Source organism: Phenylobacterium sp., assembly GCF_030680185.1.
Lineage (GTDB): Bacteria > Pseudomonadota > Alphaproteobacteria > Caulobacterales > Caulobacteraceae > Phenylobacterium.
Genome location: NZ_JAUXVZ010000011.1, coordinates 140,862 through 164,712, shown reverse-complemented (window position 1 = coordinate 164,712; position 23,851 = coordinate 140,862). Strand labels below are relative to the sequence as shown.

General features: G+C 68.3%; 26 protein-coding genes. 14 read left to right on the top strand and 12 right to left on the bottom strand.

From position 1 onward, the window contains the following. The 3 genes from Q8L83_RS18610 to Q8L83_RS02285 all read right to left on the bottom strand — a co-directional run. On the bottom strand, positions 1-113 hold a 113-nt coding region (locus Q8L83_RS18610; protein WP_370868340.1), incomplete at its 3' end, for a hypothetical protein. A gap of 98 nt (positions 114-211) precedes the next feature. Further along, on the bottom strand, positions 212-2,095 hold the full coding sequence (gene dnaG, locus Q8L83_RS02290) for a DNA primase (RefSeq protein ID WP_305284530.1): 1,884 nt from the start codon (positions 2,093-2,095) through the stop codon (positions 212-214). A 43-nt stretch (positions 2,096-2,138) separates the two neighbouring features. Beyond that, positions 2,139-2,834, bottom strand: a complete 696-nt coding sequence (locus tag Q8L83_RS02285; protein ID WP_305284525.1) for an HAD family hydrolase — start codon at positions 2,832-2,834, stop codon at positions 2,139-2,141. 210 nt (positions 2,835-3,044) lie between these two features. Between Q8L83_RS02285 and Q8L83_RS02280 the strand changes: the two genes are divergently transcribed. After that, entirely contained in the window at positions 3,045-4,142 is a 1,098-nt protein-coding gene (locus Q8L83_RS02280; protein ID WP_305284524.1) for a response regulator, read from the top strand. A 34-nt stretch (positions 4,143-4,176) separates the two neighbouring features. Here Q8L83_RS02280 and Q8L83_RS02275 read toward each other — a convergent pair whose 3' ends face one another. The 4 genes from Q8L83_RS02275 to Q8L83_RS02260 all read right to left on the bottom strand — a co-directional run bounded on the left by Q8L83_RS02275 (position 4,177) and on the right by Q8L83_RS02260 (position 7,279). Next, complete coding sequence (locus Q8L83_RS02275; protein WP_305284529.1) at positions 4,177-5,292, bottom strand: TonB-dependent receptor; 1,116 nt, start codon at positions 5,290-5,292, stop codon at positions 4,177-4,179. Then, positions 5,222-6,229, bottom strand: coding sequence for a TonB-dependent receptor plug domain-containing protein (locus tag Q8L83_RS02270; protein ID WP_305284523.1), 1,008 nt, complete (start codon positions 6,227-6,229; stop codon positions 5,222-5,224). The genes Q8L83_RS02275 and Q8L83_RS02270 overlap by 71 nt, the downstream gene beginning before the upstream one ends. A gap of 111 nt (positions 6,230-6,340) precedes the next feature. Beyond that, positions 6,341-6,718, bottom strand: coding sequence for a DUF2946 family protein (locus Q8L83_RS02265; RefSeq protein ID WP_305284522.1), 378 nt, complete (start codon positions 6,716-6,718; stop codon positions 6,341-6,343). A gap of 120 nt (positions 6,719-6,838) precedes the next feature. Further along, positions 6,839-7,279: a DUF1330 domain-containing protein gene (locus Q8L83_RS02260; RefSeq protein WP_305284521.1), complete on the bottom strand. Its 441-nt coding sequence runs from the start codon at positions 7,277-7,279 to the stop codon at positions 6,839-6,841. A gap of 179 nt (positions 7,280-7,458) precedes the next feature. On the opposite strand from Q8L83_RS02260, the gene carA reads away from it, so the two are divergent. Continuing rightward, the gene (gene carA / locus Q8L83_RS02255) at positions 7,459-8,628 is read left to right on the top strand and encodes a glutamine-hydrolyzing carbamoyl-phosphate synthase small subunit (protein ID WP_305284520.1); all 1,170 of its coding nucleotides are present in this window, start codon (positions 7,459-7,461) and stop codon (positions 8,626-8,628) included. A 22-nt stretch (positions 8,629-8,650) separates the two neighbouring features. On the opposite strand, the gene Q8L83_RS02250 is transcribed toward carA, so the two are convergent. From Q8L83_RS02250 to Q8L83_RS02240, 3 genes are all read right to left on the bottom strand, one after another. After that, positions 8,651-9,379: an anti-sigma factor domain-containing protein gene (locus tag Q8L83_RS02250; RefSeq protein ID WP_305284519.1), complete on the bottom strand. Its 729-nt coding sequence runs from the start codon at positions 9,377-9,379 to the stop codon at positions 8,651-8,653. After that, the gene (locus tag Q8L83_RS02245; protein ID WP_305284518.1) at positions 9,376-9,927 is read right to left on the bottom strand and encodes a sigma-70 family RNA polymerase sigma factor; all 552 of its coding nucleotides are present in this window, start codon (positions 9,925-9,927) and stop codon (positions 9,376-9,378) included. Before Q8L83_RS02245 ends, Q8L83_RS02250 begins: the two co-directional genes overlap by 4 nt. A gap of 110 nt (positions 9,928-10,037) precedes the next feature. Continuing rightward, positions 10,038-10,448, bottom strand: coding sequence for a cupin domain-containing protein (locus Q8L83_RS02240; protein WP_305284517.1), 411 nt, complete (start codon positions 10,446-10,448; stop codon positions 10,038-10,040). 349 nt (positions 10,449-10,797) lie between these two features. On the opposite strand from Q8L83_RS02240, the gene Q8L83_RS02235 reads away from it, so the two are divergent. From Q8L83_RS02235 to Q8L83_RS02200, 8 genes are all read left to right on the top strand, one after another. Then, the gene (locus tag Q8L83_RS02235) at positions 10,798-11,004 is read left to right on the top strand and encodes a cold-shock protein (protein WP_305284516.1); all 207 of its coding nucleotides are present in this window, start codon (positions 10,798-10,800) and stop codon (positions 11,002-11,004) included. 233 nt (positions 11,005-11,237) lie between these two features. Next, positions 11,238-14,543, top strand: a complete 3,306-nt coding sequence (gene carB, locus Q8L83_RS02230) for a carbamoyl-phosphate synthase large subunit (RefSeq protein ID WP_305284515.1) — start codon at positions 11,238-11,240, stop codon at positions 14,541-14,543. 263 nt (positions 14,544-14,806) lie between these two features. After that, entirely contained in the window at positions 14,807-14,974 is a 168-nt protein-coding gene (locus Q8L83_RS02225) for a hypothetical protein (protein ID WP_300575223.1), read from the top strand. Positions 14,975-15,095: 121 nt separating this feature from the next. Further along, positions 15,096-15,896, top strand: coding sequence for a glucose 1-dehydrogenase (locus tag Q8L83_RS02220; protein WP_305284514.1), 801 nt, complete (start codon positions 15,096-15,098; stop codon positions 15,894-15,896). Between the two features lie 10 nt (positions 15,897-15,906). Further along, positions 15,907-16,407, top strand: coding sequence for an ATP-binding protein (locus tag Q8L83_RS02215; RefSeq protein ID WP_305284513.1), 501 nt, complete (start codon positions 15,907-15,909; stop codon positions 16,405-16,407). A gap of 148 nt (positions 16,408-16,555) precedes the next feature. Beyond that, the gene (gene greA, locus Q8L83_RS02210) at positions 16,556-17,029 is read left to right on the top strand and encodes a transcription elongation factor GreA (RefSeq protein WP_300575229.1); all 474 of its coding nucleotides are present in this window, start codon (positions 16,556-16,558) and stop codon (positions 17,027-17,029) included. 60 nt (positions 17,030-17,089) lie between these two features. Beyond that, positions 17,090-18,070 (top strand): mitochondrial fission ELM1 family protein, encoded by a 981-nt coding sequence (locus Q8L83_RS02205; protein WP_305284512.1) that lies wholly within the window; start codon positions 17,090-17,092, stop codon positions 18,068-18,070. 84 nt (positions 18,071-18,154) lie between these two features. Then, positions 18,155-19,147, top strand: coding sequence for a class 1 fructose-bisphosphatase (locus tag Q8L83_RS02200; protein ID WP_305284511.1), 993 nt, complete (start codon positions 18,155-18,157; stop codon positions 19,145-19,147). 9 nt (positions 19,148-19,156) lie between these two features. Here Q8L83_RS02200 and Q8L83_RS02195 read toward each other — a convergent pair whose 3' ends face one another. Together Q8L83_RS02195 and Q8L83_RS02190 are read right to left on the bottom strand one after the other, a co-directional pair. Further along, entirely contained in the window at positions 19,157-19,789 is a 633-nt protein-coding gene (locus tag Q8L83_RS02195; RefSeq protein ID WP_305284510.1) for an OmpA family protein, read from the bottom strand. Next, the gene (locus Q8L83_RS02190; RefSeq protein WP_305284509.1) at positions 19,789-20,340 is read right to left on the bottom strand and encodes a hypothetical protein; all 552 of its coding nucleotides are present in this window, start codon (positions 20,338-20,340) and stop codon (positions 19,789-19,791) included. The genes Q8L83_RS02195 and Q8L83_RS02190 overlap by 1 nt, the downstream gene beginning before the upstream one ends. 161 nt (positions 20,341-20,501) lie before the next feature. On the opposite strand from Q8L83_RS02190, the gene Q8L83_RS02185 reads away from it, so the two are divergent. The 4 genes from Q8L83_RS02185 to pseG all read left to right on the top strand — a co-directional run bounded on the left by Q8L83_RS02185 (position 20,502) and on the right by pseG (position 23,839). Then, complete coding sequence (locus tag Q8L83_RS02185) at positions 20,502-21,299, top strand: phytanoyl-CoA dioxygenase family protein (protein WP_305284508.1); 798 nt, start codon at positions 20,502-20,504, stop codon at positions 21,297-21,299. Next, positions 21,296-22,027 (top strand): TylF/MycF/NovP-related O-methyltransferase, encoded by a 732-nt coding sequence (locus Q8L83_RS02180; RefSeq protein ID WP_305284507.1) that lies wholly within the window; start codon positions 21,296-21,298, stop codon positions 22,025-22,027. The genes Q8L83_RS02185 and Q8L83_RS02180 overlap by 4 nt, the downstream gene beginning before the upstream one ends. A gap of 67 nt (positions 22,028-22,094) precedes the next feature. After that, positions 22,095-22,811 carry a glycosyltransferase family protein gene (locus Q8L83_RS02175; protein WP_305284506.1) on the top strand — a complete coding sequence of 239 codons (717 nt, stop codon included), beginning with the start codon at positions 22,095-22,097 and terminating at the stop codon, positions 22,809-22,811. Further along, a complete protein-coding gene (pseG, locus tag Q8L83_RS02170; RefSeq protein WP_305284505.1) occupies positions 22,808-23,839 on the top strand; it encodes a UDP-2,4-diacetamido-2,4,6-trideoxy-beta-L-altropyranose hydrolase in 1,032 nt (343 codons plus the stop codon). Before Q8L83_RS02175 ends, pseG begins: the two co-directional genes overlap by 4 nt. Positions 23,840-23,851: the final 12 nt, after the last annotated feature.

Sequence of the window (23,851 nt, the reverse complement as noted above, 5' to 3'; positions counted from 1 at the left end):
CGGGTCTTGGCCTGCTTGATGAACTTCTTGACCGCGGCGTCCGTCAGGTCGAGCAGCGGACCATCGCTGGTCTGGGCTTCGGTCGTTTCCGCTTCGGCCGTATTGGTGCTCATCGAATTCTCCGGTTCGGTCCGCCGCCTCATGCAAGGAACGGGCCGATCATGACTAACAGGGACCGCGAAGGCCGTATGAGTACGACCCGTAACCGGCCTTAATCGTTCCACTCTCTGGTCGCGCGTCTGAGTGCGTCGCGTTCCCCCTTGAGACGCTCGAAGGCCTCCATATCCGACCGCTCCCGAAGGTTTCCCTTCGAGGCGTCGAGAGCCTTGTCGAGCGACGCCAGCCTGGAAAGGCTCGCGAAGGCTTGCGACCACTGCGAATTCGCGGCTTCGAGGGAGACATCCGGTTTCAAAAAGGGCGCGCCCGATTTCGCAGCGGCCCGGTCGATGTCTGTCAGCAGCGCATTAAACCCGCAGGATCGGAGATGGCGCGTCAGGCTGTCAGAGTCAAGGTGGTCCGACTCCAGACGCAGGCGGATGATTTCCCTCACCAATTCGCATAGGCCCGGTTCGCCGAAACCTTCGGTGGCGAAAACATCCTCCAGGTGGTCGTCCAGAACCGTCGGTCGCGTCAGGGCGTAGGCCGCCAGGGCCGCCGGCGCCGGCTCGAGCCCCGAGGCCAGCCGGCCGGCCGCAGCCTTGCCCTGGGCGGTGGGCGGCTGGGCGTCGGCCCAGGCCTCCCCAGGCCCCTTCCAGCGGCCGTTGCGGCGTGCCTGCGGACGCCAGGGGGGTCGGGGCCCCTGCCCCCCATCGGCCTTGCGGAACAGGCTGTCGTAGCGCTCCAGCAGGTCCTGGCGATAGGCCTGCTGCAGGTCGTTGTCGGCGATGGAGGCCGCCGCCTGCCGCAGCCGGCCCTTCAGGCCCGCCCGTCGCTCGGGCGTATCGAGGGGCTCCAGATCACGTTCGCGTTCAAACAGGGCCTGGGCGAAGGGCGTGGTCGCGGCCAGTTGCTGGCGCAGGGCCACCGGCCCCAGTTCGCGCAACACGTCGTCGGGGTCCTTGCCGCCCTCGACCAGGGAGAACTGGAAACTCTTGCCGGGCTTGAGGATCGGCAGGGCGCGATCCATGGCGCGGAAGGCGGCCTGGCGACCGGCCCGGTCGCCGTCGAAGCACAGGGTCGGCTCGGGATGCAGCCGCCAGAGCATCTCCATCTGCTCTTCGGTCAACGCCGTGCCCATGGGCGCGACGGCGGCGACGCCCGCCCGATGACAGGCGATGGCGTCCATATAGCCCTCGACCACCACCAGGGGCGGGCTCTCGCCGGTGGGCGCGGCGCCCAGGATCTTGCGGGCCTCGCCCATGCCGTAGAGCACGTGGCCCTTGTGAAAGACCGAGGTCTCCGGCCCGTTCAGGTACTTGGCGCGGGCCTTGGGATCCATGGCCCGGCCGCCGAAGGAGACGAACCGCCCTCGCCCATCGGCGATGGGGAACATGATCCGGTCGCGGAAACGGTCGTAGGGCGCCCCGCCATCCTCCGGCGCGATCAGCAGGCCGGCCTCCACCAGCTCGCCGGGCCGCGCGCCCTTGGCGACCAGATAGTCCTTCAGCGCGGTGCGCCCGCCCGGCGCATAGCCGATGCCGAACCTGGCCCATTCCGCTTCCGGCAGACCTCTGGCGGCGAGATAGTCCCGCGCCTCGCGCCCCACCGGGCGGCGAAGTTCGGCCTGGAACCAGGCGCCGGCCTGCTCCAGCCACTCAGCCAGGCCCTGGCGCACCCGGTCGCGCTCGGCCGACTGCGGATCGGGGGTCGGCATGGGGACGCCCGCCTCGGCGGCCAGGCGCTCGACGGCCTCCATGAAGGTCAGCCGCTCGGTCTCCTGCAGGAAGGTGATCAGGTCGCCGTTTTTGCCGGAGGAGAAGTCGAAGAACTGGCCCTTGTCGTCATTGACGAAGAAGGACGGGCTGCGCTCCTTGGTGAAGGGCGACAGGCCGACGAACTCCCGGCCCTGCTTGCGCAGTTTCACCGTGCGCCCGATCACGTCGGAGGGGCGCAGGCGGGCCTTGATCTCGTCGAGGAACCGTTCGTCGAACTTCACCCCCGACATATGCGCCGGGGAGCGGGAAAAATCATCAGTCGGCTCAGCTGATCCGGTCGAGCCAGGCCGGCAGCTCCGAAATGCTGGCCAGTTCGGCGAAGCGGGGATGCCCCTTGGGCGTGTCCGCCATCTCGTGGGCCCAGGTCACCGCATAGGGAATGTGCGCGGCCCAGGCGCCGGCCTCGAGCGCCGGGAGGATATCGGAGCGCAGGGAGTTGCCCACCATGGCGCCTTGGGCTGCGCCGGTCCCGTGGCGGGCGAAGACCCGCTCATAGGTCGAGGCGTCCTTTTCGCTGACGATCTCGACGGCGGCGAACAGATCGCCCAGGCCTGAGGCCGCCAGCTTCTGTTCCTGATGCAGCAGGTCGCCCTTGGTGATCAGCACCAGCCGGTAGCGTTCGGAAAGCTCAGCCAACGCCTGGTCCACCCCCGGCAGGGGCTCGACCGGCTCGGTCAGCATGGCGCGGCCCGCGGCCAGGATTTCGCGCACGATATGCGGCGGCGCCTCGCCGCCGGTGAGCTCCATGGCCGTCTCGATCATCGAGAGGGTGAAGCCCTTCACCCCATAGCCATAGAGCCGCAGGTTGCGGCCTTCCACCTCGGCCAGACGTGCGCCCAGGGTGTCGATGTCGGCCACGTCGGCGAGCAGATCGAACAGCCGCGCCTGGGTCAGGCGGAAGATCGTCTCGTTGTGCCAGAGGGTGTCGTCGGCGTCCAAGCCAAGGGTCGTGATGGTCATGGCGCCTGATAGCGCCATCTCGGCGGTTTGCGAACCACGCGCCTAGAATCTGGGCGGTGATCCGACGCGGTCCCTGCCTCGCCAAGGAATTCGGCCCTCGGCAGGACTTCGGCAACACATGGTGGGGTTTGCTCTCCGCGGTCAGGCGGGTTGGAGTATTTCATGTCAGGTGTGGGGATCGGCGCCGTCGGCCGAGCCATAGTCCGTGCCTTGGATCGGTTGATCGGCGGGCGGGCTCTGTTGCAGGCCCAGGCCGAGGCCAAGGCGGCGCGCGATCGCCTGCGCGCGGCCATCGACGCCTTTCCCGAGGGCGTGGTCTTTCTGGACCGCGAGGGCCGCTACATCCTCTGGAACGATCGCTACGCCGAAATCTATCACCGGTCGGCCGACCTGTTCGCCCCTGGCCGCGCCCTGGCCGAGACTCTGCGCATCGGCGTCGAGCGGGGCGACTATCCCGAGGCCCTCGGGCAGGAAGAAGCCTGGCTCGAGGACCGTCTGGCCAAACTCGCCAACCCCGATGGGGAACGGCTGGAACAGCAGCTTTCCGACGGCCGCTGGCTGATGATCGAGGACCGCCGCACCGCCGATGGCGGCTTGATCGGCCTACGCGTGGACATCACCGAGATGAAGCGCCAGGCCGCCGCCCTCGAAGGCGCCCTGGGTCGTGAAGCCGCCGCCAGTCGGGCCAAGAGTGAATTCCTGGCCGATATGAGCCACGAACTGCGGACCCCGCTGAATGGGGTCATGGGTCTGGCCCAGGCCTTGGCCGCGACAGACCTGGACGCCGCCCAACGCGCCATTGTCGGCGACTTGGTGGAGTCGGGCGTGCGACTGGAGGCCCTGGTGGGGGGCCTGCTGAAATATGAGCCCCACGTTACGTCCCACCCCCAAGCCACCGTCCAGGCGGTGGCCGAGGCGGCGGCCTCAGGTTCGGGCGACCTTCGGGTGCTTCTGGCCGACGACAACCCGACCAATCGGCGCGTGGTCGAGCTGATGCTCGACGCCGCCGGCATCGAGGTGGTGAGCGTGGAGGACGGCGCCCAGGCCCTGGACGCCCTGCGCGAAGAGGCCTTCGACCTGGTGCTGATGGACCTGCGGATGCCGGTCATGGACGGATTCGAAGCCATCAGAGCGATCCGCGCCCACGAAGGTCAGGGCGCAGGCCGCCTGCCGATCATCGTGCTCTCGGCCAACGCCGCGCCCGAAGACCGGGCGGCCAGCGCCGAGGCCGGCGCCGACCGCCATATCGCCAAGCCCATCCGCGCCGAAACTCTCTTCGGCGCCATCTCCGAGGTGCTGGAAGGCTGAGCCCAAGGCTCAGCCTCCCGCCGTGAGGCCAGGCTCACCAGTGGTAGCGAAGCCCGCCGTAGACTGCGCGCCCGACGCCCGGGTTGAAAATGGCTGAGCCCTCGCTGGCCGTGCCGGCGATCGCGACGCTGGAGATGTAGCGCTCGTCGGCGAGGTTGCGGCCTTCGAGATAGGCCGACCACCCTCGTCCGGTGTCGTAGCCTATCTTGAAGTTCCAGAGCGCGTAGGCGTCAACCTCGAGAGTGTTGTCGTTGTCGGCGAAGTAGGCGTCCGGGGACCACTCGATATTTGGGCCGGCATAGAGCCCTGAGACGTGCCTGTAGAGAAGCTCGGCGCGCAGATATTGCCGCGGAGCGCCGGGCAACCGATTGTCGCCGTAGGCCGGGTCGGCGTCGAAGGTGAAGTCGTTGTAGGTGTAGGCGGCGTTGAGCCAAACTTGGTCGTCCAGCGCCAGGACAGAACCCAGGATCGCGGCGCTGCCGCCAGCCTCCAGGCCCTGGTGAATGGTCCTGTCCACATTGACCACGCTGCAAGGACTCCAGGGCGCCGTGGTCAGGCACTGCAATTCGTCTTCCACCTCCGCCCTATAGAGGGAGATATCCCAAAGGAACGAAGGGCCCTGGCCGCGGGCGCCGACTTCGTAGGTGGTTGCGGTCTGGGCGTCGAGACCGGAACTCGACGGCGAGGCGAAGGAGTTCGAGTCGTAGGTCGGTATCTCTGCGCTGCGCGACACATTCGCAAATAGCCGGACCTCATCGGCGAGATCCCACGTCACCCCGACGCGGGGGCTCCAGAGGTCGAAGGTCTGGGAGCCTGACTGGTCGCCGTCGGTGAGGAAACGATCGCGTCGTTCCCGGCTGGCGTGCAGGAACTGAATCCCTCCGATCAGCGCGACCTTGGGGCGGACATCGACGGTATTTTCCACATAGGCGGACACGTTCGCGGACCTGTCGACCATCGAGGCGGCCAGATCGCCCTTCACGCCGCCGGTCAGGTTGATGAACTGCTCGGTGTCGATGACGCCGTTATGGACATTTACGCCGACGACGAGCCGATTGCGCAAGCCTCCCACAGAACGCTCATCGACCGCCCGCACAAAGCCGCCATAGTCCTCCACCGTATAGTCGAGCCACTGATAGATGGGGTGCATGACGTGCCGGTTGACGCCGAACAGACCGATATCGACCGTCGTCGGACCCCTCCGCAGAGTGGTCTTGTTGGCGACGCGCACGGCATCGATATCCCGCGCCTGGTTCTGGCGGACCCACTCTGGATTGGCCGCCTCCGGCGAGGTCAGGGCCTCGACCCTTCGTCACTTCGCCGGGAATGTGCTGACGGACACGGCTGGCGTTCAGGTAGAAGCGCGTCTCGAGGTCCCGTGAGACGCGATAGCCGACATTGACGTTGGCGCGAACCTGGTCTCCGTCGCTGTGCTCGCGGTAGCCATCGGCGCGTTGGCCCGAGGCGGTGACGAAGTAGTCGTAGGCGCCCGAGGTCCCCCCGGTGCTGGCCTGACCTTTGAGATAGCCGAAACTGCCGCCATCAAGGCGGCTGTCGAATTCGGCGGCGTCCCGGCCGGTCGGGGTGACGAGATTGATGGCCCCACCCAAGGCGTTCGAACCGTAGCGCAGGGCGTTGGCGCCCTTGAAGACCTCGACGTAGCGATAGGCGCTGGGATCAACCTCGAAGAGGTCCACCAGGCCGTCGGACGTATTGATCGGGACGCCGTCCATATAGATCGACAAGCCCCGGTTTCCATAGTTGCGCGACAGTCCCGACCCGCGGATCGACAGGCGCGCATCGTCGCCGAAGCGCGGCTGGGCGATCACGCCGGGCACATAGCCGAGGATGTCCTTGAGGGTCTGGACCGGCGTGTTCTTGAAGGCTGTGTCGGACACAACCTCGACGGCGCCAGGGGTGCGCCGAATCTCAGCGGTCGCGGCTACGGTGTCTGGGGCCGTCAGACTTGAACGATCGCCTGTGACGATGAGCCGCTCGACGGTGTTCGCCGCCGCAGGTTGCGCGCTGGCGAGGTGGGGCGAGGCCAGGCCGAGCAAGGCGCTCGTGGCCAGAAGCAGGTTTTTCATGACGGTATCCTTGGACGGCCCAAGGGACCGCCCGTCATATGTGAAACTGGATGAGGCGCGCGGGTGGTCGGTCAGACGGCGGCGAGCTGCGGCGCCTCTGATCAGACCAGCTCAGATGGCCAGAAACGGCGGGCCGCGGGCCGGTAGAGGCGGCCCGGCCCTCGCCAGACTCGGTTCGGGGCTGACGACGCCGAATGCGGGGGCCGCCCGGCGCGTAATTCGGCTCGCCAGAGCCTCCAGGTCGCCAGCCGGCGGCGAGCCGCCCGCGCCATGACCGCTGAAGGTACAAGGCCCATCGTGGGCGAGGCTGAAGGGCGAGCGATCGGGATCGCCGCCATCAGCTGAATCTGACAGGTCTGTCGCCGGGAGGGTGACCGCGCCCTGGCTGGTGCAGATCGTGATCGCCGACGACAGATCATCTGTCGGAGATCCGAGCATAAAGCCCGGCGGGACCATGATTTTCATCATGATCGCCAGGACGGCCAGCACCAGAAGGGCTGGGCGCCGAGTCGCCTGTCGCCGAGCCCCGCTGGTCATGGCGGCGTGGTTAGCTCAGGACGCCCGAACTGTCATCCGCTCAGGCCCCTGTCGAGACCGAAGCCGTGAGGCCTACTCGCCGAAGCCTTCGCCGGGTTCGGCTGGCGCCATGCGGACCAGGCGGGAGTCGGCGACTGCGGCCGTGCGGTGGGCGACCAGCACCTGGTATTCCGGATCGCGAACCATGGCGATGAAGGCCTCGGCGTTGGGATAGGCGGCGATGAAGGCGAGGTCCCAGGCCTCATCCTGCGGCCCCGTCAACGTCACCTGCGGCCGGCCCACCCAGACCTGCGATCCGCCCAGGCGCCGGAAGATCGGCGCGGTGGTCCGGCCATAGGCCTGATAGGCCTGCAAGCCCGTCAGCCCCTTGCCGTGATCGGGATGATCCTCGGGATAGGTCGCCAGCGGCCTCAGGCGCACGAGGTTCAGCATGTGGATTGGCTCGTCCCGCGGCAGGGACTTGAACACCGCCCACGCCGCGCGGTCGGGATCGATATGGCCAGGTTGCGACACGGGTTCCCCTTGCTTTTGGTGGCCGTCTGGGTGGAAAGCCTAGTCCGAGGCGCCGGCGGGGTCACCTTGCATTGACCCGGGCGGCGGGACTCAGTACCTACGCCGCCGTTTGCACGGCGGGCGGGGTTCACCCTCGCCCGCCTTTTTGCGACCATAGCCCGCCTTCAAAGGAGTCTCCCATGACGAGCCAACTTCTCTCCGGCGCGACCGGCGTGCTGGTCCTGGCCGATGGGACCGTCCTGCAGGGGATCGGCGTCGGCGCCACGGGCGACGCGGTCGGCGAGGTCTGCTTCAACACCGCCATGACGGGCTACCAGGAGATCCTCACCGATCCCTCCTACATGGCCCAGATCATCGCCTTCACCTTCCCCCACGTGGGCAACGTGGGGACCAATATCGACGACGTCGAGCAGATGTCCGGGGCGGCCGAGACCTCGGCCCGGGGGGCCATCTTCCGCGATGTTCCCACCGCGCCGGCCAACTGGCGGGCCGATTCCGACCTGAGCGGGTGGATGGCCCGGCGCGGGGTCGTCGGCCTGGCCGGGGTCGACACCCGGGCGCTGACCCGCCGCATCCGCGAGCGCGGGATGCCGCACGCCGTGATCGCCCACGATCCGCAGGGCCGCTTCGACCTGGAGGCCCTGATCGCCCAGGCCAAGGCGTGGAACGGCCTGGTGGGCCTGGACCTGGCCAAGGACGCCTCCTGCCTGCAGCCGTTCACCTATGGCGAAGGCCTGTGGAACTGGCCCGAGGGCTACGCCCAGCCCGCCCCGGAGGCGAAGTTCGAGGTCGTGGTCATGGATTATGGCGTCAAGCGCAACATCCTGCGCGCCCTGACAAGCGTCGGCGCCCGGGCCACCGTCGTGCCGGCCTCGACCTCGGCCGAGGATGTGCTGGCCCGCAAGCCGCAGGGCGTCCTGCTCTCCAATGGGCCGGGCGATCCCTCGGCCACCGGCGCCTATGCCGTGCCGGAAATCCGCAAGCTGGTGGAGAGCGGCGTGCCGGTCTTCGGCATCTGCCTCGGCCACCAGATGCTGTCCCTGGCGCTCGGCGCCCGCACGGTGAAGATGGACCAGGGCCACCACGGCGCCAATCACCCGGTCAAGGACCTGACCACGGGCAAGGTGGAGATCGTCTCCATGAACCACGGCTTCACCGTGGATCGCGACAGCCTGCCGGCGCCGGTGACGGAGACCCACGTGTCTCTGTTCGACGGCACAAACGCCGGGATCGCCCTGAAGGACCGGCCGGTCTTCTCGGTCCAGCACCATCCGGAAGCCTCGCCGGGCCCCACGGATTCGCTCTACCTGTTCGACCGCTTCGCCAAGATGATGGACGCCGCGCGCTAAGAGCGTTCGGCGGATTGGACCGCTAGATCTCGCCCAGGGCGCCGATGGCGGCCACAGGCCCGCTGGGGCCGGGCTCAGGCGAGCCGCCCATGGGCTCGACCGACACCGCCAGTTGGGAGCCCTCGTGGGCCATCTGGGACAGGGAGGCGTCCAGCGGCATGGTCTTGGCCGTGCCCGGCTCCACCATGCCGAGCGAACGCGGCACGCCGTCCTCCGGCGGGATCAGCCACAGCTGGTGGACATGCAGGGGATCGGTCCCCGGCGGCACCAGCGAGGTGATGATCAGCGCCTGACGCTGCGGGTCATAGGAGGCCACGAACAGGGCCTGGCCGCCTTCGGTGTTCAGGCTGGCGTTCAACATGGGCGGCGCCGCCGTGGCGGGCGCGGGGATCACCACGGGCGGACGGCTGCCCAGATAGACCGCGACCATCAGGCTGGCGGCGGCCAAGCCCATGGCGCCCACCGTCGCGCCACGCCAGAAGGCCAGGCGACGCGCCAGCTGCGGATTGTTGTCGTTGACCGGCAGGGCGCGCTCGATCCGCGGCCAGACCTTGTCGGAGGGCGCGACGTCGGCGACTTCGCTGGCCAGGGGACCCAGGCGCACGCGCCAGGCGTCCACCGCCTGGGCGAAGCTCGCATCGCTGGCCATGCGCAGCTCAGCCGCCGCGCGCTCGGGCGCCGTCAGTACGCCCAGGGCGTGTTCGGCGGCCAGGGCTTCCGGCTCGACCATTTCAGGACCCGTGTCGCTCATGGCTCCAGGCACCCTTTCAGCTTCATCAGCCCCCGCCGAATCCAGCTTTTCACCGTCCCGAGCGGCGTATCCAGCCGCTGGGCCAGGGCCTCGTAGGTGACGCCTTCGAAGAAGGCCGTGCGGATCGCCTTCTCCGTCCGCTCGTCGAGCTCGGAGAGGCATTGCTGCAGGGCGCCGACCCGCTCGGCGGATTCCAGCAGGGCGGTGGCGCTGGGCGCCCCGTCGGCGATCTCCATCTCATCGATCTGTTCGGCCCGCGCCAGGGGCCCCCGGGCCCGCAGACGGTCGATGGCCCGATTGCGCGCGATCGTGGAAATCCAGGTCATGACGCTGGCCCGGCTTGCGTCGAACCGGTCGGCGCGGCGCCAGATGGTGACATAGACCTCCTGCAACACGTCCTCACTCTCATCCTTGTCGGAGAGGATACGCAGGCAGACGCCGAATAGCTTCGAGGAGGTGGCCTGGTAAAGTTGTCGCAGGGCGTCCCGGTCGCCCGCGGCGATCTGGGTCATGAGAGCTGAAAGGTCGTCGGCGGTGACAGCAGGCACGGCGGCTCTTGGGTTCAGCGGGGCGAGAATCTTCGCAGGCCCAACCTGCCCACCCGGGCGGGTCGGGGCAAGACTGTTGCGTCTGCCGACCCGACGGTCGGCCGAGCCGATCAGAAGTCGGCGGACGGAGCCTGTTCGATCAGGAGAACCTCGGCGGGCTCGGCGCCCAGGGCGCGGCCCGTATGCCACTGCCCGGCCGACTCGACGGCGAACTCGCCGGCGAGAATCTCTTGCTCGTCGCCGGTGACCAGGTTGGAGACCTGCAGGCGGCCAGACTTCACATAGATGTAGCGCAGGGCCGTGCGGGCGTTGTCAGGCAGGCTTTCGCCTGGGGCCAAGGTCGCCTGGACCACGGTCATGCGGACCTTCTCGCCCTCGACAGGGTCTTCGGTCTGCGGCAGGGCCAGGGTCATGGCCGCCGGGCCGCCGGCGTCGAAACTGGGCGGCTGACCCGGCGCGGCGACGGCCAGGGCCGGGGTCGCAAAAACCGCGACGCAAACAGCAAGGGTTAATTTTCTCATAATGATCCTCCCTCACCCTGCCGTAGCACGCAGGGCGCCAGGCTCGCCAACCAATTTGGCGCCCGGCTTCGCGCCAGGGGACCAACGCGCCAGACCGGCAGTCGGTCCATCGGCCTGGGGCTGAAATCCCAGGCGGCGACAGGGATTGAGGGGTATTCAGAGCCGCGATTCGACTTGCGGTTCGCCCGAATTTCGGCCAACCTGAGTATGTCAATCTCGCAAGGGCACGGTCGAACTCTCCAGCCTTATCCGGCCCCGGATTTGCTCTCCCGAACCCTCATCGATGCTTGATCCCCCGCGATGATGCGCTTGCGGGTGGCTGACTGACCTCCAAGGACTGATACTCTCCATGTCTACCGGCACCGTAAAATGGTTCAACGGCCAAAAGGGCTTTGGCTTCATTACGCCTGACGAAGGCGGCCCGGACGTCTTCGTTCACATCTCGGCCGTCGAACGCGCCGGGCTGCGGACCCTGAATGAAGGCGACAAGATCACCTTCGAACTCGAGCGCGACCGCCGCAGCGGTAAGATGGCCGCCGCCAACCTGCAGGTCTGAGCGCCGCGAGCCGCAGGCTTTAAGGCACAAGACTTTCTGGGGGCCGGCGTGAATGCGTCGGCCCCCTTTGCATTTCAGGCCCGTCATAGCCCGCCGTGCACGGCCATTAACCGCCGTGGCGAAGGTCGCGCTTGCACGCCTCCGACTCCCTCTCTAAACGGGCGACTTAACCTGCATTCTGACCGGTGTCGGGCGCGCTGATGTGCGCGGCCGTCCTTGCGCGCGGAAGAAACATGCCCAAACGCTCCGACATCTCCTCGATCCTCATCATCGGCGCCGGCCCGATCGTCATCGGCCAGGCCTGCGAGTTCGACTATTCCGGCGTCCAGGCCTGCAAGGCTTTGAGGGCCGAAGGCTATCGGATCATCCTGGTCAACTCGAACCCGGCCACGATCATGACCGACCCGGACGTGGCCGATGCGACCTATATCGAGCCGATCACGCCCGAGATGGTCGAGAAGATCATCGCCAAGGAACGCCCCGACGCCCTGCTGCCCACCATGGGCGGCCAGACCGCGCTGAACACCGCCCTGGCCCTCGAGGCCTCCGGCGCCCTGGCTCGGTACAATGTCGAGATGATCGGCGCCCGGGCCGAGGTGATCGACAAGGCCGAGGACCGCCAGAAATTCCGCGACGCCATGGACGCCATCGGGCTGGAAAGCCCCAAGTCCAAGGCCGCCCACACCATGGACGAGGCCCTGGAGGGCCTGGACTTCGTCGGCCTGCCGGCGATCATTCGCCCGTCCTTCACCCTGGCCGGCACCGGCGGCGGCATCGCCTACAATATCGAAGAGTTCCGGGAGATCGTGGAGCGCGGTCTCGACCTCTCGCCCACCACCGAGGTGCTGATCGAGGAGAGCGTGCTCGGCTGGAAGGAGTACGAGATGGAGGTCGTCCGCGACAAGGCGGACAACTGCATCATCATCTGCTCCATCGAGAACATCGATCCGATGGGCGTCCACACCGGCGACTCCATCACCGTCGCCCCGGCGCTGACCCTGACCGACAAGGAATATCAGTGGATGCGCCGCGCCTCGATCGCGGTGCTGCGCGAGATCGGCGTCGAGACCGGCGGCTCCAACGTGCAGTTCGCGGTGAACCCCGCCGACGGCCGCATGGTGGTCATCGAGATGAACCCCCGGGTGTCGCGTTCGTCGGCGCTGGCGTCCAAGGCCACCGGCTTCCCGATCGCCAAGGTCGCCGCCCGCCTGGCCGTGGGCTACACCCTCGACGAGCTGATGAACGACATCACCGGGGCGACGCCAGCCTCGTTCGAGCCGTCCATCGACTATGTGGTGACCAAGATCCCGCGCTTCGCCTTCGAGAAGTATCCGGGCGCCGAAGCCACCCTGTCGACGTCGATGAAGTCCGTGGGCGAGGTCATGGCCATCGGCAGGACCTTCGCCGAGAGCCTGCAGAAGGCCCTGCGCGGGCTGGAGACCGGCCTGGCCGGCCTCGACGAGATCGCCATCGAGAACGCCGACGACCCGGAGATGGGCCATGCCGCCATCGTCCGCGCCCTGGGCCAGCCGACGCCCGATCGCCTGCGGGTGATCGCCCAGGCCTTCCGCCACGGCCTCAGCGTCGAGGAGGTGAACGCCGCCTGTTCGTACGAGCCCTGGTTCCTGCGTCAGCTGCAGCACCTGGTGGCCGAAGAGGCCCGGGTGGCCCGCGACGGCCTGCCCGGCACGGCTGAGGCCTTCCGGGCGCTCAAGGCCCAGGGCTTCGCCGACGCCCGTCTGGCGGCCTTGACCCATACCACCGAGGCCGAGGTGCGCGAGCAGCGCCGGGCGCTCGGCGTGCGGCCGGTGTACAAGCGCATCGACACCTGCGCCGGCGAGTTCAGGGCCGAAACGCCCTACATGTATTCCACCTATGAGACCGGCTCCCTCGGACAGATCCCGGAGTGCGAGAGCGAGCCCTCCGAGGCCAGGAAGGCCATCATCCTCGGCGGCGGGCCCAACCGGATCGGCCAGGGGATCGAGTTCGACTACTGCTGCTGCCACGCCGCCTTCGCCCTGGCCGACATCGGGGTGGAGTCGATCATGGTCAACTGCAACCCCGAGACCGTGTCGACCGACTACGACACCTCTGACCGGCTGTACTTCGAGCCGCTGACCGCCGAGGACGTGCTGGAGCTGATCGAGGTCGAGCGCGCCGCCGGGACCCTGCTGGGGGTGATCGTGCAGTTCGGCGGCCAGACGCCCCTGAAGCTGGCCAAGGCCCTTGAGGACGCCGGCGTGCCGATCCTGGGCACCAGCCCCGACGCCATCGACCTGGCCGAGGACCGGGAGCGTTTCCAGCAGCTGCTGCACCGCCTGAAGATCGCCCAGCCGATCAACGCCATCGCCCGCTCTGACGAAGAGGCGTTCAAGGCCGCCCACCAGGTCGGCTATCCGGTGGTCATCCGCCCGTCCTACGTGCTGGGCGGCCGGGCCATGGAGATCATCCGCGACGACGAGCAACTGGCCCGTTACGTCCGCGACGCCGTGCAGGTCTCCGGCGACAGCCCGGTCCTGCTCGACCAGTACCTGTCGCGGGCCACCGAGGTGGACGTGGACGCCATCTGCGACGGCGAGGCCGTGTTCGTGGCCGGGGTGATGGAGCATATCGAGGAAGCCGGCGTCCATTCCGGCGACAGCGCCTGCTCCATGCCGCCGTTCTCGCTCAAGCCTGAGACCATCGCCGAGCTGAAGCGCCAGACCGAGGCCATGGCGCACGCCCTGCAGGTTCGCGGCCTGATGAACGTGCAGTTCGCCATCGAAGAACCGCATAGCGAAAGCCCGCGCATCTATGTGCTGGAGGTCAATCCCCGGGCCAGCCGCACCGTGCCTTTCGTGGCCAAGACCATCGGCCGGCCCTTGGCCGCCATCGCCGCCAAGGTGATGGCCGGGCGCAAGCTTTCGGAGTTCGACCTGGTCGAAGCCCCCTATGACCACGTGGCCGTCAAGGAGGCCGTCTTCCCCTTCGCCCGGTTCGCCGGCGTCGATACGGTCCTGGGCCCGGAAATGCGCTCCACCGGCGAAGTCATGGGCCTGGACTGGCGCCGGCCCGGCGAGCCCGACTCCTCGGCGGCCTTCGCCCGGGCCTTCGCCAAGAGCCAGCTCGGCGGCGGTACGGTCCTGCCCAAGTCCGGCGCGGTGTTCGTCTCGGTGAAGGACAGCGACAAGCCCTGGATCCTGGAGCCGGTGCGCCTCCTGCTGGCGCAGGGCTTCTCCATCCTGGCGACCAGCGGCACCTGCGACTATCTGGCCGAGAACGGCCTGAGCGTGCAGCCTGTGAAGAAGGTCCTCGAGGGGCGTCCCCACATCGTCGACGCCATGAAGAACGGCGAGGTGAAGCTCGTTTTCAACACCACCGAGGGCAAGCAGTCCCTGTCGGACTCCTTCGAGATCCGCCGCACGGCCCTGATGATGAAGACGCCCTACTTCACCACCGCAGCCGGCGCGCTGGCCGCGGCCCAGGCGATCGCCGCCACGGCCAGCGACAGCCTGGATGTACGGCCGCTTCAGACCTATGGGCGATCCTGGACGGGGTAATTTTGACATCGTGTTCAAAATTGCGGCGACTTTTCGCCTCAGATGACAAAACCTTGTTCGGATAAAGTTGACGTGGCCCTGAGTCAGGCGCAGGCTTTCCTCAGTCGCCTGACTTCGGCAGGCACGGGCGCTTACGGGCGGCCCAGATAACAGTACGCGGTCGCCCGCAACGCAGCGTCTACCCGTGAAAGCTGCCCCAGTCCGGCGTCGGACCCAGCCAGAGAGCTGAGGCCCGTAACCAGAGACTGTATAGGGAGCTCGTCATGCACGTCGACGAAGGCCACGAAACCCATCACCCCCGCCGCAAGAACCTGCTGCGCCGCTTTGAAGGCGTCACCGATCTCATGGTGGTCGCGCTGATCGTCCTGCTGGGCGGAGCGATGCTGTTTGGTCTGCTGACCGCCGGCGGCAGCCCCGCCTATATGCAATAGGCGAAACGGCGTGACCTGCGCCCGCCTCGGGCCTCTGCCTGGGCGGCGCAGTCTTCCCTCCGGCCCGCCTGTAAGCTAGGCCCATCGGACGGCGCGTGCAGACGCCGAACGGAGGGACATCATGACGGGACGGGTAGAGGGCAAGGTCGCCTTGGTGACCGGCGCGGCGAGCGGCATCGGCCAGGCCTGCGCTGAACGGCTGGCGGCCGAGGGCGCCCGCGTGGTGCTGAGCGATCTCTCGGATGCGCAGGGGACCGAGGTCGCCGCTCAACTGGTCGCCAAGGGCTGTGAAGCCAGTTACCTCCACCACGACGTCACCGATGAGGCGGCGTGGATCGACGTGATCGCCCAGGTCCGGCGGACCCACGGCCGCCTCGACATCCTGGTGAACAACGCCGGCATCGGCCTTGGCGGTTCTGTGATCGAGATGAGCCTGGATGATTTCCGCCGTCAGATGGCGGTCAATGTGGAAGGCGTCTTCCTGGGTGTGAAGCACGCCCTGCCCCTGATGCGCGAAAGCGGCGAGGGCGGCTCCATCATCAACATGTCGTCCGTCGCGGGGCTCAAGGGCGCCGCCTCCCTGGCCGGCTATTGCGCCAGCAAGGGCGCGGTGCGCCTGTTCACCAAGGCTGTGGCCCTGGAATGCGCGGGCGCGCAGGACAAGGTGCGGGTCAATTCCGTGCATCCGGGCATCATCGAAACCCCGATCTGGGACTCGATCATCGGCACGGGCGGGCCAGGGGCCAATGCTGCGCCTCAACGCAGCGCCACCCTGGACGCCATGGCCGGCGCCGCCACGCCGCTGGGCTACAAGGGCGATCCCTCTGACATCGCCGAGGGCGTCCTGTGGCTGGCCAGTGCGGAGTCCCGCTATGTGACCGGGGCCGAACTGGTGATCGACGGCGGGCTGTCGGTCCGCTAAGTCGGCGCCCATGACCGCCACGCTGCATGTGATCTTCGGGCCCCAGGGCGCCGGCAAGTCCACCTACGCCAAGGACCTGGCGCGGCGGCTGCCGGCCGTCGGCTTCGCCATCGACGACTGGATGGGGCGGCTGTTTGGCCCCGACATGCCCGAGCCGCTGGAGTTCCAGTGGATGATGGACCGGGTCGAGCGCTGCGAAGCGCAGATCTGGTCCACCGCCGCCGGCGTGCTGGCGGCCGGCGCCTCGGTGGTGCTGGACCTCGGCCTCATGCGGCGCAGCGACCGCCAGCGGGTGGCCGAGATCGCCGAGGCCGTGGAAATCCCCCTGCAGTTCCACTTCGTCACCGCCCCCCTGGAGGTTCGCCGCGAGCGGGTGCTGGGCCGTCAGGAAGTAGCCGGCGAGGGCTTCCGCCTGCTGATCACCCCGGAGATGTTCCACTTCTCCGAGAAGGTTTACGAGGCGCCGGACGCCGACGAACTGGCCGGCTGCATGGTCAGCGAAAGCGCCTGAAGCGTCCCTCGGGACTCTTTCGCCTGAATGGGATCGAAGCCTGCGGCACTTGCGTTTCGCAGCGCACACTCATATCGTCTCACCCCCGGACGTTGGCGCCCGCGGCCGGAGAATTCCCTTAGGCGCACTACTCGAGTCCTCACCCGCCATGGAAAAAGTCCCGATGACCGTCGGGGGCTATCAAGCTCTCGACGAAGAACTGAAGCGTTTGAAGACGGTCGAACGGCCGTCTGTCATCTCCGCCATTTCTGAGGCGCGAGAGCACGGCGACCTGTCCGAAAACGCGGAATACCACGCCGCCAAGGAGCGGCAAGGCTGGATTGAAGGCCAGATCGCCGACATCGAGGACAAGCTCGCTCGCGCGCAGGTGATCGATGTCTCCAAACTGTCCGGCAAGCAGGTCAAGTTCGGCGCGACCGTCTCCATGGTCGACGAGGACACCGAAGAAGAGGCCCGCTATCAGATCGTCGGCGAGCATGAGGCCGACGTGAAGGCCGGCCGCATCTCGATCTCCTCTCCGATCGCCCGGGCCATCATCGGCAAGGAGATCGGCGATGTGGTCGAGGTGAACACCCCTGGGGGCGTGAAGTCCTATGAGGTCCTCAAGGTCGACTGGGTCTGAGCCCGAGGCCTGGCCGGTTCAGGTCCGCGATCTGAACCGGGCGGCGGCGGCTAATCTTCCGTGACATCAGCCCCCTCTCCCCTGCGCATCTGGGTCGTCTCCGACGGCCGCACGGGCATCGAGAACCAGGGCCTGGGCCTGGTTGAGGCCATCTCGCGTCAGCGGGCCGTCGACCTCAGCGTCAAGCGTATCGGCTGGCGCGGCGGTTTTGGCCGCCTGCCCTGGTGGCTGAACCCCGCGCCCCTGCGGCTGCTGGCGCCAGGGAGCGAAATCGCACCCCCCTGGCCCGACATCTGGATCGCCGTCGGACGCGCCACCCTCCCCCTGTCGCTTCGCATGCGCCGGTGGAGCCAGGGCCGGACCATGGTGGTCCAGCTTCAGGACCCCCGCGCCCCGCCATCCGCCTTCGACCTGGTCATCCCGCCCAAGCATGACCGCATGCGCGGCGACAATGTCTTCCCGATCCTGGGATCGCCCCACCGGGTCACGCCTGAGCGTCTGGCGGCGGACCACGCGCGGTTTGCCGCGCAGCTCTCGGCCCTGCCCCGCCCCCGGGTGGCGGTGCTGATCGGCGGCAAGTCCAAGGCCTTCGACATCTCGCCGGAGCGGGCCGCGGCCCTGGCCCATGAGATCGAGTTGCCCGTGACCCAGGACGGCGGTTCGGTGATGGTCACCTTCTCGCGGCGCACCCCTGAGGCCGCCCAGGCGATCCTCGCCGCCCGTCTCCGCCACCTGCCCGGCATGGTCTGGGATGGTTCGGGCGACAATCCCTATTTCGCCTTCCTGGCGGCGGCCGACTACATCCTCGTCACCGAGGAATCCACCAATATGGCCGCCGAGGCCGCATCGACCGGCAAGCCGGTCTTCGTCCTGAAGATGGAGGGGGAAAGCCTGAAGTTCCGCCTCTTCCACGAGGAGTTGGAACGCCTGGGCGCAGCCCGGCCGTTCGGCGGCGCGTTCCATAGCTGGACCTATCCGCCCCTGGCCGAAACCGACCGCGCCGCGAGCGAAGTGCTGCGCAGGTACGACAACCGGGCGTAGACCGGGTGGACAGGCCGCTCCAGGCGCGTTACCCGCGCCGCCGACCGCAGGGACGCCTGCGGCCAAGACCCAAAGAGGTGTGACGTGAGCACGACGAACCTGGCCGCCTACCTGTCTCAGTCGAGCATTCCGCCGCGCCTGGCCGAGGTGCTTGCGGCCGTGGCCAAGGGCTGCGTCGAGATCAGCGCCCAGGTCCGCCGCGGCGCCGCCGGCCAGATCATGGGCGCTCTGGGCAGCGAGAACGTCCAGGGCGAGGTGCAGCAGAAGCTCGATGTGCTGTCGAACGACATCCTGCTGGCCCTATGCGCGAAGGCCGAGGGCCTGAGCGCCATGGCGTCGGAAGAGATGGAGACCATCCATCCGGTGCGCGAAGTCGGTCCCGAGGGCGGCTATCTGCTGCTGTTCGATCCCCTGGACGGATCGTCCAACATCGCGGTCAACGTCTCCATCGGCACCATCTTCTCGATCCTGCCGACCCCAGCCGATAGCTCCGGCCGAGCCGTAACCGAGGCCGACTTCCTGCAGCCCGGCCGCCATCAGGTCGCCGCCGGCTATGTGGTCTATGGCCCCCAGACCCAGATGGTGCTGACCGTGGGCGATGGCGTCTGCGCCTTCACCCTCGATCCGGAATGCGACGACTGGGTGCTGACCAATCCGGCGATGGCGATCCCCGCCGAAACCAAGGAGTTCGCCATCAATACGGCCAACACCCGCCACTGGGCGGCGCCGGTGAGCCGCTATGTGGAGGAATGCCTGGCCGGCGTCGAAGGGCCGCGGGGCAAGGACTTCAACATGCGCTGGGTCGCCTCCATGGTCGCCGACGTCCACCGGGTGATCACCCGCGGCGGGGTCTTCATGTATCCCTGGGACAAGCGCGAGCCCAACCGGCCGGGCAAGCTGCGCCTGATGTACGAGGCCAATCCCATGGCCCTGCTCGTGGAGCAGGCCGGCGGCGCATCGTTCGACGGCGTGGGCGACACCTTGGACGCCGAGGTCACCAGCCTGCACCAGCGGGCCTCGGTGATGATGGGCTCCAAGGCCGAAATCGCCAGGCTGCGGGACTATCACGCCGCCTGAACGGCGCGCTCAGCCCGCCGCTTTTGGGATCACCACGACGACACGGCGGTTCAGCGCCCGACCTTGCGGATCATCGGCCCCGCTGGCCGTCTGGTTGGGCGCAGCCGGATCAGCTTCACCCAGGCCCGACGCCGCCAGCCGGGCCTCCGGCACGCCGCCCTCCTGCGCCAGCCAGTCGGCTACCGCCTGGGCCCGGCGCAGAGACAGGGCCAGATTGTAGTCCGCCTCGCCCACGGAATCGGTGTGGCCCACCACCTCGATCTTCTGCGCTCCCGGAGCCACCAGGCTCGCGGTCCGGCGCAGTTGGGCGTCGGCGCCCGGCGCCAGGTCGGCGCTGTCGAACGCAAACAGCACGTCGCTCGCCAGCTCGACCACAAAGGTCGAGGCCGTTTCCCGGACCTGGAAGCCGGTGATGGCGCCGCTGAGGCCGCCGACGGCGCCCTTCAACCCCGCCCCTTCACCCAAGGGCGAGGGCGTGGGCGCCGGCGCCATCGCGCCACGCATAGGCGGGCCGCCCTCGAGCGTGGCGACGGGCGCCGAGCCCTGACCCGCTGGCGAGGTCTGCGCCTCGTCGGATGGCGCGCCGCAGGCCTGGAGAATCAGGACAACACCGCCAAGCGCCGAGGCGCGCCAAGGCGACATCACCTTTGAACCGCCACCCCGTCGAAGGGGCTGACATCAGGAATGTTGATGGAGACCGTCGGCGAACTGGCCGGCGGCGCGGGGAACTTGAACCAGATGATCCCCGGTCGCCCGTCGCGCAGCCTCAGAGAAATCCGATCGCCAGAGGCCGACTGCAGCGGCGCGGCCATCCACTGATTGCTGTCGTCGCGAAGGATGCCATAGCGCTGCGAGGTCGCATCATCGATAACGCTCACCTCGTCGGCGTCCAGATAGACCCATTCGGTGCTATTGCCGGCGGGGCGATAGCTGAGCTCCACGGTGAGGACGTTTCCCGTCACCCGCACGCGGGTCAGATCGACCTGAGTTCCGTCCGGACCTGAATTTGTCTGGATTGTCGTCGCGGCGGGTCCTGGCGGCGGCGGCGCGGCCGTCTGCGCCAGCGGCGACGGTTCGGCCCGGGCTGCGGCGGCTTCGGCGGCCGGATCGACAGCTTCCGCCGGCTCTTCCCGGCCGCCACAGCCGGCCAGAAGCAGGGCGCACGCCGCGCCAGACAAGGTCAGTCGGATCATGAAAGCGTCCCTCGACATTTGTGGTCCTGGGAAAGCGCCGCCATAGGCGATGCGGTTCCAAAGGTTCCTACGGGCGCCTTGTCGCAGGGGGTTTACGGTTAACAGTTGGTTAGACGGCGCGCCCTAGCCTTGCCCGGTCGTTCCAGCGCCGGAGCCCTGCCGTGACCACCCCGCCCCTCGTTCAGGAGCTGAAGGGCCTGCTGCCCGCGCCGCTCGTGGCCGAGGCGCTGGAGACCTTCATCGACATGCTGCGCGCCCGAGGCGCTGCGGGGGAGGCGGACGACGTCGACGCCCTGGTCGATGCGCTGCGGACCTCGGATCGCGCCGCCCTGGGCGAGGTCTATGACGCCATGCGCGAGACCGACGTCTTTCGCCGGATCGTCACCTGTGAGCCGCTGCGCCAGGCGGCCCAGGCCGTGACCGGCGCCCGGCGGCTGCACAGCCCCTTCCAGCACGCCGTCTTCCGGATGGACTTGGCGGGCGAGCCCTGGCGAGGCTTCGATTGGCACCAGGACTTTCCGTACAACATGCTCTGCGACCGCTCGGTCACCGCCTGGACGCCCCTGACGCCGTCCGGCGCGGCCAATGGAGGGGTCGATGTGGTCAAGACCGCCGAGGCCCGGCTCTATCCGGTCGATGTCCGCCTGAAGCGCGACGCGGCCGGCCGTCCACTGGCCACACGGGACGCCTTCATCGCCCAGGACTTCCATCCGCACTTCGAGGCCCACAGCCGCAAGCCCGAGCTGCAGCCCGGCGACGTGCTGATGTTCCACAACACCGTGCCCCATCGGTCGGGTTACAATCCCGGCCCACGGCACCGCTATTCCATCCAGGTCCGGTTTGGCGACCTGCTTGCGCCCGAGGTGATCGCGCGCGGCTGGCGCAACCGCCGGGCTGACGGGTTCGAGGCCTTTGCGGCCCTGCGCCCGGACCTGATCGCTTCCGAGGAACGCCCATGACTCCTGCCCCCAAGATCCCCGCCGACGAGACCCTGCGCAGCCTGCTCAAGGCCCATCTGGACGATCACGACCTCATCGCCAACCTGGCCTCCTTCGGGCGGCGGATGCACTTCATGAAGGGCTTCGCCCACTATGAGGTCTTCAAGCTGATCGAGGACATGCCGGGCGATATCGTCGAGTGCGGCGTCTACAAGGGCGCCTCGCTGCTGACCTTCGCCCGCTTCCTGGAGACGTTCAGTCCCGGCGATCGCACCCGCAAGGTGCTGGGCTTCGACCACTTCCGGGGCCTGGCCGACCGCTCGGAGAAGGACGGCCTGGACGCCCGGGTTGGCAACACGGCCGAGGGCTGGAACCCGGCCCAGTTCCGCGACACCCTGTTCGCCCTGGTGGACGCCTTCAACGCCGACTCCTTCGTGCCGCAACGGCCGCGGGTCGAGCTGATCGACGGCGACGTGAAGGAGACCGCGCATGCCTATGTGGCCGAGCACCCCGGCCTGCGCATCGCGCTCCTGCACCTGGACATGGACCTCTATGAGCCGACCCTGGAGGCGCTGAAGGCCTTTTGGCCGCGCATCCTGACCGGCGGCGTGGTGCTGCTCGACGAATACGCCATCCGTGAATGGCCCGGCGAGAGCGAGGCCCTGGAAGAGTTCTTCGACGGCGCCCCGCCGCGGATCGAGAAGTTCGGCTGGGCGTCTGCCCCTGGCGGCTTCTTCGTCAAGGAGTAGGGCGCACGCCACACAGGGCGCCTTGCCGCCGCAATGGGGTCTATCTTGCGCGCACAGGAGCGCACGATTGATTCTCGCCATTCTCCAGGCTCGTCTGAGTTCATCCCGTCTGCCGGGCAAGGTGCTGCTGCCGCTGGCCGGGGCGCCCATGCTGCTGCGCCAGATCGAGCGGGTGGCCCGGGCGCAGCGCATCGACCAGATCGTCGTGGCGACCAGCATCGAGCCCAGCGACGACCGCTTGGCCCAGGCGGTCGAGGCTGCGGGCTTGGCCGTTCACCGCGGCCCCCTGGACAACGTGCTGGCCCGGTTCATCGGCGCCCTGGAGGCCTGGCCGGCCGACCATGTGGTGCGCCTGACCGGCGACTGCCCGCTGATCGATCCGGGCGTCATCGACCAGACCATCGCCCTCCATCTGGCCAAGGCCGCCGACTATACCCACAACCGCTATGATCCGTCCGGCTATCCCAAGGGCCAGGATGTGGAGGTGATCTCCGCCGACGCCCTGCAGCGCACGGCGCGGGAGGACCATGGTCCCGAGGCGCGCGAGCACGTGACCTGGGCTGTCCGCAACGCGCCCTCGCGCTACCGGATCGCTCGCCTGGATCCGTCCGTGGACGAAGGCGAGGTGCGCTGGACCGTCGACACCGCCGACGACTATGAGTTCGTCCGTCAGATCTATGACGGGCTCTACCCGGCCAACGCGGCCTTTTCCTCCGATGACGTGCGCAGCCTTGTCCGCGCCCGGCCGGAGCTTGTGACCTTTGGCGGAGAACGACGCCTATGACCCCGCGGGTCCTTTTCATCGTCAACGCCGGCCCTGAAGTCGGCGGCGGGCATGTGATGCGCAGCCTGACCCTGGCCGCAGCCCTGACCGAACGCGGCGCCCAGTGCCAGTTCCTGGCCGACGCCAACGTGGAGGCGATCCTGGCGGCCTTCGCCCCGGACCTGCCGCGGCGCGCGGTGACGTCGCTGGCGCCCGAAGCCCTGGTGGAGGCCGCCGCGGCTTTGGCCTTCGAGGCCGTCGTGTTCGACCACTACGGCTTGGCGCGGCCCGAGCACCAGGCCATCGCCGACGGCCGGCCTTCTATCGTGATCGACGACCTGGCCGACCGCCGCCTGGGGGGCACTCTGGTGCTGGACTCCGGCCCCGACCGCACCGACGCCGACTATCGGGGACTGACCGAGGGGGCGCGACTGATGCTGGGTCCCCGCTACGCGCCGGTCCGCCCAGCCTTCGCCGCCATGCGCGAGACCGCCCTGGCCCGGCGGGCCGAGCCCCTGCGCCGGGTGCTGGTCTCCATGGGCCTGACCGACGTCGGCGGGATCACCAGCCAGGTGGTCGAGCGCGTGCGCCGGCGGTTTGGCGACACCGCGCTGGACGTGGTGGTCGGCGCCGCCGCCCCCAGCCGAAAGGGCCTGACCCGCATCGCCGCCCACGACCCTCGCCTGACCCTGCACGTAGATACGCCGCACATGGCCGAGCTGGCCACGGCCGCCGATCTCGCCATCGGGGCGGCCGGCTCGGCCATGTGGGAGCGCTGCGTCCTGGGCCTGCCCAGCGTGGTCGTCACCCTGGCCGACAACCAACTCGCCGCCGCTGCGAGCCTGGCCAAGGCCGGCGCCGTGCTGGCGGTCGATGGTCGTGCGCCGGGCTTCGAGACCGACTTCGACCGGGCCCTGACCCGCCTGTTCGTCGACGACGCACTGCGCCAGGGCCTGGCCGAGAAAAGCGCCGCCCTTTGCGACGGCCAGGGCGCGTCGCGGGTCGCCGACGCCTTCTGGCCCCTGCTGATCCAGTCCGCGACGGTCTGACGCAGCGGCCTT

Excerpts from the sequence above, each read along its gene's own strand:
- greA (WP_300575229.1), top strand. The coding sequence starts at position 16,556 with ATGGAAAAAGTCCCGATGACCGTCGGGGGCTATCAAGCTCTCGACGAA.
- Q8L83_RS02195 (WP_305284510.1), bottom strand. The coding sequence starts at position 19,789 with ATGTCGCCTTGGCGCGCCTCGGCGCTTGGCGGTGTTGTCCTGATTCTC.
- Q8L83_RS02270 (WP_305284523.1), bottom strand. The coding sequence starts at position 6,229 with ATGAAAAACCTGCTTCTGGCCACGAGCGCCTTGCTCGGCCTGGCCTCG.
- Q8L83_RS02235 (WP_305284516.1), top strand. The coding sequence starts at position 10,798 with ATGTCTACCGGCACCGTAAAATGGTTCAACGGCCAAAAGGGCTTTGGC.
- Q8L83_RS02275 (WP_305284529.1), bottom strand. The coding sequence starts at position 5,292 with ATGCACCCCATCTATCAGTGGCTCGACTATACGGTGGAGGACTATGGC.
- Q8L83_RS02285 (WP_305284525.1), bottom strand. The coding sequence starts at position 2,834 with ATGACCATCACGACCCTTGGCTTGGACGCCGACGACACCCTCTGGCAC.
- Q8L83_RS02190 (WP_305284509.1), bottom strand. The coding sequence starts at position 20,340 with ATGATCCGACTGACCTTGTCTGGCGCGGCGTGCGCCCTGCTTCTGGCC.
- Q8L83_RS02215 (WP_305284513.1), top strand. The coding sequence starts at position 15,907 with ATGACCGCCACGCTGCATGTGATCTTCGGGCCCCAGGGCGCCGGCAAG.
- Q8L83_RS02250 (WP_305284519.1), bottom strand. The coding sequence starts at position 9,379 with ATGAGCGACACGGGTCCTGAAATGGTCGAGCCGGAAGCCCTGGCCGCC.
- pseG (WP_305284505.1), top strand. The coding sequence starts at position 22,808 with ATGACCCCGCGGGTCCTTTTCATCGTCAACGCCGGCCCTGAAGTCGGC.
- Q8L83_RS02220 (WP_305284514.1), top strand. The coding sequence starts at position 15,096 with ATGACGGGACGGGTAGAGGGCAAGGTCGCCTTGGTGACCGGCGCGGCG.
- carB (WP_305284515.1), top strand. The coding sequence starts at position 11,238 with ATGCCCAAACGCTCCGACATCTCCTCGATCCTCATCATCGGCGCCGGC.
- Q8L83_RS02180 (WP_305284507.1), top strand. The coding sequence starts at position 21,296 with ATGACTCCTGCCCCCAAGATCCCCGCCGACGAGACCCTGCGCAGCCTG.
- Q8L83_RS02225 (WP_300575223.1), top strand. The coding sequence starts at position 14,807 with ATGCACGTCGACGAAGGCCACGAAACCCATCACCCCCGCCGCAAGAAC.
- Q8L83_RS02240 (WP_305284517.1), bottom strand. The coding sequence starts at position 10,448 with ATGAGAAAATTAACCCTTGCTGTTTGCGTCGCGGTTTTTGCGACCCCG.
- carA (WP_305284520.1), top strand. The coding sequence starts at position 7,459 with ATGACGAGCCAACTTCTCTCCGGCGCGACCGGCGTGCTGGTCCTGGCC.